Below are 8,194 nucleotides of genomic sequence, written 5' to 3' on the forward strand. Positions count from 1 at the left end.
GCTTTGAACATTCAATAGACATGCTGAAAAGTATATATCAAGAACCTTAAATAGATCTAAACGTTCTTAGCTAAGTATAGCGCTCGTCCCAAGGCGTTCCGCTCCAGCTTCAACCAGTTTAAGTGCAAACTCCCTGGTCCTGATTCCTCCCGACGCTTTGACCTTAACACCCTCCCCGACCCACGCTTTAAGATTACGCACATCTTCCACGGTAGCTCCGCCTCCGGCAAAGCCGGTCGAGGTCTTAATGTAATCCGCTCCCGCGCGTTTGACAAGCTCAGCTACCGTTTTTTTCTCATCTTCCGTCAACAAACAAGTTTCGATAATGACTTTTATTAATAAGCCGCAGCCATGCGCTGCTTCGACTACCCGAACAATATCCTGCTCTACGGCCTCCCAATTTCCGGATTTTGCCCAGCCAATATTCATAACCATATCCACTTCTTTAGCGCCATGCGCTTTAACCATGAAGACCTCTTGAACCTTAGCTTCCGTAAATGTTGCACCTAACGGAAAACCCACTACAGCTGCAACGCCAATTCCTGTGCCGTATAAGAGCTTTGCCGCCATTTGCACATACGTCGGGTTGATACAAACCATTGCCAACTTATGCTGTTGAGCCTCATGACAAAGTGCTACGATGTCTTTTTCTGCGGCTTGAGGTTTTAATAACGTATGCTCAGTTATTCCTGCCAGATTCATTTTACTTTCGTTCCTCTCCATACCCATAATTGCGTAAGCTATCCGGACGATTACGCCAATCTTTTTTGACTTTGACCCAAACTTCCAAAAACACCTTGCTGCCTAACAACGCCTCAATGTCCAGACGAGCCAAGCTGCTGATCTCTTTGAGCTGTCTGCCACCTGCCCCGATAACAATCCCTTTTTGAGATTCACGCTCAACCACAATCAAGGCTCTCACTTTGACAAGGGTCTTTTTTTCTTCTACTTCTTCGATCACAACGGCAATCGAATGAGGAATTTCAGCATGAGTCAGCTGGAGCACTTTTTCGCGCACCAGTTCCGCCATAATAAATCTTTCCGGCTGATCGGTCACTTCATCTTCTGGATAATACATGGGCCCCGGAGAGAGTTGGGCAAAAATCACATTTAACAGTTCATCCGAATTTTCCCCTGTTATTGCTGAAATAGGAACAACCGCCGCAAAATCGACAAGAACGGCAAACTGCTGAATTTTACGCATCAATAGTTCCTTCGTCGCTAGTAAATCAACTTTATTTAAGACGAGTACACACGGGGTCTTCGTTTGCTTAAGCATCTCGATAATATACTCTTCGCCCGGACCATATTCGGCGGAAAGATCCACGATATAAAGGATAAGGTCCACGTCGCGCATTGATTCCCTGGCTTTCCCGACCATATATTCCCCTAACTTATGTTTGGGTTTATGAATTCCTGGAGTATCCAGAAAGACAATTTGTCCCCGCTCCTCCGTCAGAATACACTGGATACGATTTCGGGTGGTCTGGGGTTTATCTGACATGATCAGTACTTTTTGTCCAATTAAATGATTAAGCAAGGTCGATTTCCCTGCATTAGGCCTGCCAATTACGGATACAAAACCAGAACGGAATTCTTTTGCTGATGTCGAAACCAACGCTGAAGTCACTTCCTATCCTAAATACTTTATTCTTACCATAACCTTAAGTTATCTATTCAATGCAAATATAAATAAATGGTACTTCAAAGTAAATTTTGATAGCTTTGAGCACTATAGAGAATACGCATAATAACAACCTGTTTTTCAATTTCATCAACCAGATAAAAGGCTATATAACTATCTACTACCAGCTTACGATATCCTCTGCTCTTTAGAGGCTCATCCAAAACAAAATTGCAAGAATAGAGAAAATCTATTAATCGCATCATGGTGCTTTCTATTTTTGCGAGCATATTATCCGCAGCAATCTCAGCAAAAAGCCTTCCAGAGATATAACTATAAATTTGTTCTAAATCCTCACTTGCTTTTGGAGTAAACTTCAAGCTATAACTATTTTGCGACATATTTATCCCTCAGCTTTTTAAATACCTCTTCTCCATCCAAAAGGGGGATACCTTGGGCAAGCTGTGTTTCTGCCTCAGCAAGCTTTTTATAAACATCAACAAGGGCAAGCTGACGTTCATAAGTATCAATACTCATGATAACCAAATCACCATACCCGTTTTTGGTAACAAAAATCGGTTCGTCATATTTATGGCACGCTTCTGAAATTTCATTTGTATTTCTCAAATCTGATATTGGTCTTATTTGTGGCAAAGTAATCACCTCTCACTTATTATGACATTATTATGACATAATAATGCGCAACCCTCAATATTGACTATCACATTAATCGTAAATATTTATAGTTCCTCTGTAATATCGCCAGGACCCCGTTCCCCTGAGACAAGTAATTACATGGCTGGTTTACTCCGCGTCGTATGGACCGAGCGTTGTGTCACACAAGTCCCAGCTAGTACGGAGCCTAAAGATATTCTGGTCCAAACGACTCCGGCAGCAACACCTTCAAACTCGTCAATCGCGTCTGACCTGAGCCGTTAATTAAAATTACCGGGCAGTCCACGGCAAACTCCCGGATCACTTGGCGACATGCCCCGCAAGGGGAAGGAAAACCATCGGTCGGTACTGCAATAGCAATTCCATTTAATTCCCGTTCTCCCTGAGCTACGGCATGGAAAATAGCATTTCGCTCTGCGCAAACGGTTAAACCGTAACTCGCATTCTCGACGTTACACCCGCTATAAATTTTCCCGGAGGAAGAAAGCACGGCCGAGCCAACAGGATAATGGGAATACGGTACATAAGCCTGGCGATAGGCTGATTGAGCCTGATGGATAAGTTCCAGCCTTAATTCAGGTTCAAGGTCAATTAACATTCCTGTTATTTGGGATTGATTCATCTTCAAGCTCAAACTCCTACCTATCGATAGCGGCAAACTCGCTCCGCTTGATAATTGGGAGGTCTCTACCCCCCCCCGCTGAATTTTAAAGGTATTATAATAATAAATTTTGACACTTGTCGGAATAGGAGAATTTCCGGCGAGGCGTCTTATAGGATCTTGCTCGCTAAGCAAAACAATCGTGGGAAAAAGACAATCAAACCAATTGCAATGGCTTGGATCGTGGTCACTAAAACGGCGCCTGCCGCCACGTCCTTAGCTATACCGGCGAGAGGGTGAAAGTTTGGCTGAATCATATCCACCACAATTTCAAGTGCGGTATTCATAACTTCTGCAGCGATAACACAGCCAATCGCAATAATGAGCATCATCCATTCAAAAGTTGAAACCTCCCACCACCAGGCAAAGCACAAGACACTAATTCCCGCGACAATATGAAACTTGATGTGTCCCTGTGTTCTCCAGGCATATAGTAATCCTCGCCAAGCCTGATTGAGGCTGCGCCAAGATCCCGGTTTATGATATTTCCCCATTCGCCCCTCCGTATGGTTATATAGATTTGTATAGCTTTATGCTCTCTCTAACTTAAGCAGCGCCATCACTTCTTCTTCTTTGCGGCGCATTTCCAGTTTAGCCGTCTCTTCTTCATGATCATAGCCTAATAAATGGAGCGTCCCATGAACAGCAAGGTAAACCAGTTCCCGTTCGAAGGAATGGCCGTATTCCTCTGCTTGAGCCCTTGCCCGTGGAACGGAAATTACGATGTCCCCAAGCATCCCGTCTGCAAAGTCCGAATCCGGTTCCTCCTCCATTTCCTCTTGTAAGGCAAACGAAAGAACATCCGTTGGGCGATCCACCCCTCGATACTCCAAATTTAAAGCGTGGATGCGTTGATCATTAACCAGCATCAGGCTAACTTCGGCCTCATCCGACCTACCGGACCGGCGAATCCCCTCTTCAATAGCCTGATTTAACATTGCGGCGAGCTGTTTACGCCGTTCAGGCAAAATAGACTCTTCTTCCCAGGCAATATCCAGGATCACCTATTTTGGGCAAACCTTATCCCCGTAAATCAGTATGCAGGCTGCCCTTTCCTCCCTTCAAACGTCAAACTTTAATTTCGTCAGTGAACTCGCTTACGCTAAAGCTGAACATCGAGGCTTTAGATGAGGACTCTACCCCACCTGAAGTTACGAAGAACCCACCCCCACTTATCCTCTTTCATTTTTGGTCTGTTGACTGACATCTTCCACGAGCTTCTTCGGGGCGGAACTGTTTCCATTTTCCCGTACTGCTGGCAACTCCGGATATTCGACGCGGGAGTGGAAAATCCCGCTTAAGACCCGCACAAAGGCCATCGCAATTCGATCTAAGTCCTGAAAGGTTAAATCACATTGATTCAGTTGTCCGTCGTTAAGCTTGTCCTTGATAATCTTCCGAACAAGTCCTTCGACGCGTCCCGGCGTGGGCTGTTTCATAGACCGTACCGCCGCTTCCACATTGTCAGCCAAGGCAACAAGGGCTGCCTCTTTGGTCTGGGGTTTTGGCCCTTCATAATGAAAGGCTTCCTCCGGAATCTCATCATTTTCCTCAAAGGCCTTATTGTAAAAGAAGCTAACTAATCCGTCGCCATGGTGCTGAGCAATAATATCTTGTATCTGCTGCGGAAGTTTATTTTCCTTCGCCAATTCCAGCCCATCCTTGACGTGGGAGGTAATAATCAGCGAGCTTAGGGTCGGGGCAATTTTATCATGGGGGTTATCTTGGGTAAATTGATTCTCAATAAAAAAGTAAGGGCGTTTTAATTTTCCAATATCATGATACATGGAGCCCACCCTGACCAACGTGGCATCGGCATGCACTGCCTCAGCGGCGGCCTCGGCCAGATTGCCTACTATAATGCTATGGTGATATGTCCCAGGTGCCTCCATCAATAAGCGCTTCAACAACGGTCGATTGGGGTTGGATAATTCCAAAAGCCTAACAGAGGAAGTAATCTTAAATCCCGACTCAAACCAGTGCAAAGCTCCCACCGTTAAAAACGAAGACGCCACACCATTGACAATTCCCAGGCATAGACCAACCAACCACACCGTCAAACGCATTCCTGTGGTCAATGCTATCGCGCTGACCATCACTACATTAACAGCGGACACAAATAGTCCGGCACGCGCCAAATCAGAACGCTGGCTTAAATGGGACACACTATACACCCCGACAAGCCCTCCAAAAAAAGCTACCAGACCTGTTTGAAGACCAAACGAGGTTGATAGATTAGGGTCAACCAAAATTGCTACAAAAATTGCTAAGACAAATGTCACTAGCAAAGCGACATCCCAGCCAATTAAAATTGCAATCGACATGGTCGCCCAAGCCACTGGAATGAGTATACCTGACAAGGAGTTAAATTCCGCCCCTCCTAAATTTAAAGAAATCATTCCACGACCAATCGCCAGAACCAGGAACATGGTCAGTCCAATCAGAACAACCCGATTGAACAAGGCCAATGTGTCCCGTCTGTATTGAAGCAAATATATCCATATTGTACCCATTCCGATAAGGATAATCAGCGCAATTCCGGAAGCTGACTTCCAGGTATTACTGTCATTGATCAGGCCATAGGCAGCCAATACCTGGTAAACCTTTTCATCAACAATCTCCCCCGCACCAACGATCTTTTGGTTCGCCTTGTAATGAAGCACATCCTTTGTAACAACCGTTCGCGCTGCTGCGCGTAATTTTTCCGTGGTTTCCGTATCCACAGTCAAGGTCGGACGGGTTACTTTTTGATCCACGAAGGCCTCTAAGAATACTATGACATCATTATGCAGCCCGGACTTATTAATATCCGCTTTAGTTTCCTCACGGAGCGGTGCCACATCCGAGTCCGTGCGCGCCCCAGTATCCCCATTTCGCGCTCTGTTCAAGATAATATTACCACCGGTTTGTTCAGCAGCAGCCAAAACGTCCGGAGAGGTCTTTATCAAGGAAACCAGGATCCCCTTCGCCAAATCAGTGAACGGCTGGGTTTGCCGCAGCTTAGCAATGCGCACACTCTCATCCCCCGTGGTGGCAGCGGCTTCCCGCACGGCAGCGAACGCTTTTTCCAGATCCTCGGTCAGCTGATTCAAATATTCGTCGTTCGGCTTGTACACCGCTTGGACAGCTTTCGCAGCGGCGTCCTGTTCCTGAGCATACTCTACCATATCCTCAATATCCTTGTCCCGCGGTGCCGTGATGAGTTGAGGACTTGGTTCCCCCACTACCAAATTGAGTTTGGCGACAAACAAATTTGAGCATAACAGAACCGTAAACAAAAGGAAATATACCACCCCAACGATGGCTCTCAGCCAATTATTATAATTGCTAGGAATATCCATACGGTTGGATAGCCTCTCCAGGATCTTTGTGACCCAAATAATCTTCATACCATCCTCCTTACTTACGAGTACCCCGGCTCTATTGACACGCTTAAAGGCCGATGGAATCATTGATTCGTTAAGGATTTGCGTATACTGCCAAATCCTCGTATGTTTCCACCTCTACTCTAACCCGTTCGGCACCTGAATTGGTGGGAAGAACCTTCACATTTTCAACAACAACCATAACGCCGGGCGTCATTTTCTTCCGAACTTCAGTCCGGGCGTTTTCTTCTGCCAGTTGACGTGCTTCGGCAATAGAGCGCTCATAGTGCACACTATGGAGTTCTTTATATTGCATTCTTATGACTTCGACAGGGAAACGCCAATTCCTCCATGGTTTCAGGGAATGACACGTGACTTCTTTATTGTCTTGCTCAAACGGCGAATCCTGCATTGTTACCATTATGACGCGGGAACCAATTTTTATACCCCACCCCACAGCAACTCTGCCACTTTCCTCAACTTTATCTTCCCCCAAGGGAATTTGTTTTTCAGCACTATACCACACCCGTGCACGGACAAATCCTCTGGCTATAGAGGCGGGGGAAGTTGGTTTAGAACTGTGGGGATTATTTACCTCGGAATTTGGAACAGCCGGAGTACCTGGAAGGTATGGGTTTATCGCCTGAGTAATCAGTACTTGGCCTGCCCGGACAGTTTCTCCTTCATGAACCTGAGGAATTCCCTGAATCACCATGATTTCCTTGACAATTCCAGCATGTCTCGCAACGAGATTACCCGCTTCTTCAGGTATTGACGGACGGGTTTTCTCGGATATTTTAATTAACACGTCAGTTCCATTTCGTTCAACTCCGATCCAAGCAGCATCCGGTAATTGTTCCTGAAGCGCTTTGGCAATCTGGTTTAAATCCAGGTTTTTCGAATAGACCCAAGTTTTAAGCCCCAGTTTTTCGGCCCGTTCCAAGACATCCGTGGTTAAAACATTGTGATTACCCAACACGGAAATAGACAGCACAAGTTGGGACAAAACAGTTAACATCAAGGCGATTATGCAAATCCCTGTTAAAAGGCCCTTTCTCCGCCACCAACGTACTGCGATAAAAGGCCAACCATATTTAGCTATAATATGGATCCGAGTATGGGTTTGGCGTACTGCCCGCCGCAAGCGCCTAAAATCCGCCAGCTTAATTTGCGCCCGCATTCCGCGTTCAGATTTTTGAGTATGATAAACAATCACACCATCTTTCAAAATTTGATTTAGGAAACTTTCTAACTGCTCTCCTCTCGCGAGAAAGAAGATCCGTCCCTGCCAAAATGCCCGCAAACGTTCAAACATTATTTTATCTCCCCTCCCCCGAAAGATAAGGTAGAAAGTTCCCCCTCGATTTGAAGTTCTGTTGATAAGATGACCTTCAACCTTAAACCCTTCCCTCCAAAACAGACCTCCCCTTCCGCAGTTTCCAAACGAATTTCTTCTTCAGAAAAATTAACAATGCTCACATAATTCTCCACCAGAATTTGGCGTCGTCCGCTTATCGTAATTTTGGGACCTTTACCTGCTACATCTGGCGGAAAATCCAAAATTTCTCCAACACTCGTCTGAAGCTTTTTGAACATCAAAAGACCTCCCTTCTGCATAATTGTTATGAAGGGAAGCGCCAGAATAGTCCAAGCTTTTATCTAATTATTTAATTTCAAAAAGACCCAGCTGCTCTGCGCAACTGGGTCTTTTCTTACATTCATTTTGTTATGCACCGAGAATTTCCCGTACTATCGAATTGACATATTTGCCATCTGCACGGCCTTTTGTCTTAGGGGATAATGCACCCATAACTTTCCCAAGGTCTTTAGGACCCTGAGCCCCTACAATGGCGATAGTCTCCTGTACGA

11 protein-coding genes are annotated in these 8,194 nt (G+C 45.5%); all 11 read right to left on the bottom strand.

Annotated elements, in window-relative coordinates; all coding sequences use genetic code 11:
* Nucleotides 1–66: 66 nt before the first annotated feature.
* Nucleotides 67–702, bottom strand: coding sequence for a deoxyribose-phosphate aldolase (deoC, locus tag AC6I5A_RS04310; protein WP_034612117.1), 636 nt, complete (start codon nt 700–702; stop codon nt 67–69).
* A gap of 1 nt (nt 703) precedes the next feature.
* Nucleotides 704–1,618 carry a GTPase Era gene (era, locus tag AC6I5A_RS04315; RefSeq protein ID WP_034612119.1) on the bottom strand — a complete coding sequence of 305 codons (915 nt, stop codon included), beginning with the start codon at nt 1,616–1,618 and terminating at the stop codon, nt 704–706.
* An 86-nt stretch (nt 1,619–1,704) separates the two neighbouring features.
* Complete coding sequence (locus AC6I5A_RS04320) at nt 1,705–2,025, bottom strand: type II toxin-antitoxin system RelE/ParE family toxin (RefSeq protein ID WP_034612122.1); 321 nt, start codon at nt 2,023–2,025, stop codon at nt 1,705–1,707.
* On the bottom strand, nt 2,012–2,278 hold the full coding sequence (locus AC6I5A_RS04325) for a type II toxin-antitoxin system Phd/YefM family antitoxin (protein ID WP_034612125.1): 267 nt from the start codon (nt 2,276–2,278) through the stop codon (nt 2,012–2,014). Before AC6I5A_RS04325 ends, AC6I5A_RS04320 begins: the two co-directional genes overlap by 14 nt.
* Before the next feature lie 208 nt (nt 2,279–2,486).
* Nucleotides 2,487–2,897 carry a cytidine deaminase gene (gene cdd / locus AC6I5A_RS04330; protein ID WP_034612160.1) on the bottom strand — a complete coding sequence of 137 codons (411 nt, stop codon included), beginning with the start codon at nt 2,895–2,897 and terminating at the stop codon, nt 2,487–2,489.
* A 173-nt stretch (nt 2,898–3,070) separates the two neighbouring features.
* Entirely contained in the window at nt 3,071–3,454 is a 384-nt protein-coding gene (locus AC6I5A_RS04335) for a diacylglycerol kinase family protein (protein ID WP_034612127.1), read from the bottom strand.
* Nucleotides 3,455–3,490: 36 nt separating this feature from the next.
* Nucleotides 3,491–3,964, bottom strand: coding sequence for an rRNA maturation RNase YbeY (gene ybeY, locus AC6I5A_RS04340; protein WP_034612129.1), 474 nt, complete (start codon nt 3,962–3,964; stop codon nt 3,491–3,493).
* A gap of 168 nt (nt 3,965–4,132) precedes the next feature.
* Complete coding sequence (locus AC6I5A_RS04345) at nt 4,133–6,349, bottom strand: HDIG domain-containing metalloprotein (protein WP_052167897.1); 2,217 nt, start codon at nt 6,347–6,349, stop codon at nt 4,133–4,135.
* Nucleotides 6,350–6,419: 70 nt separating this feature from the next.
* Complete coding sequence (gene yqfD, locus AC6I5A_RS04350) at nt 6,420–7,640, bottom strand: sporulation protein YqfD (RefSeq protein ID WP_034612131.1); 1,221 nt, start codon at nt 7,638–7,640, stop codon at nt 6,420–6,422.
* The gene (locus AC6I5A_RS04355; RefSeq protein ID WP_034612133.1) at nt 7,640–7,921 is read right to left on the bottom strand and encodes a YabP/YqfC family sporulation protein; all 282 of its coding nucleotides are present in this window, start codon (nt 7,919–7,921) and stop codon (nt 7,640–7,642) included. The genes yqfD and AC6I5A_RS04355 overlap by 1 nt, the downstream gene beginning before the upstream one ends.
* Before the next feature lie 130 nt (nt 7,922–8,051).
* Nucleotides 8,052–8,194 (bottom strand): GatB/YqeY domain-containing protein (locus tag AC6I5A_RS04360; RefSeq protein ID WP_034612135.1); only part of this gene is annotated, 143 nt, incomplete at its 5' end.

The sequence above is a fragment of the Desulfosporosinus sp. Tol-M2 genome (genome assembly GCF_059735615.1).

What these genes read in the sequence shown, in the direction of transcription:
- deoC (WP_034612117.1), bottom strand. Translation starts at nt 702, where the DNA reads ATGAATCTGGCAGGAATAACTGAGCATACGTTATTAAAACCTCAAGCC.
- AC6I5A_RS04320 (WP_034612122.1), bottom strand. Translation starts at nt 2,025, where the DNA reads ATGTCGCAAAATAGTTATAGCTTGAAGTTTACTCCAAAAGCAAGTGAG.
- cdd (WP_034612160.1), bottom strand. Translation starts at nt 2,897, where the DNA reads ATGTTAATTGACCTTGAACCTGAATTAAGGCTGGAACTTATCCATCAG.
- AC6I5A_RS04335 (WP_034612127.1), bottom strand. Translation starts at nt 3,454, where the DNA reads ATGGGGAAATATCATAAACCGGGATCTTGGCGCAGCCTCAATCAGGCT.
- AC6I5A_RS04345 (WP_052167897.1), bottom strand. Translation starts at nt 6,349, where the DNA reads ATGAAGATTATTTGGGTCACAAAGATCCTGGAGAGGCTATCCAACCGT.
- yqfD (WP_034612131.1), bottom strand. Translation starts at nt 7,640, where the DNA reads ATGTTTGAACGTTTGCGGGCATTTTGGCAGGGACGGATCTTCTTTCTC.
- AC6I5A_RS04355 (WP_034612133.1), bottom strand. Translation starts at nt 7,921, where the DNA reads ATGTTCAAAAAGCTTCAGACGAGTGTTGGAGAAATTTTGGATTTTCCG.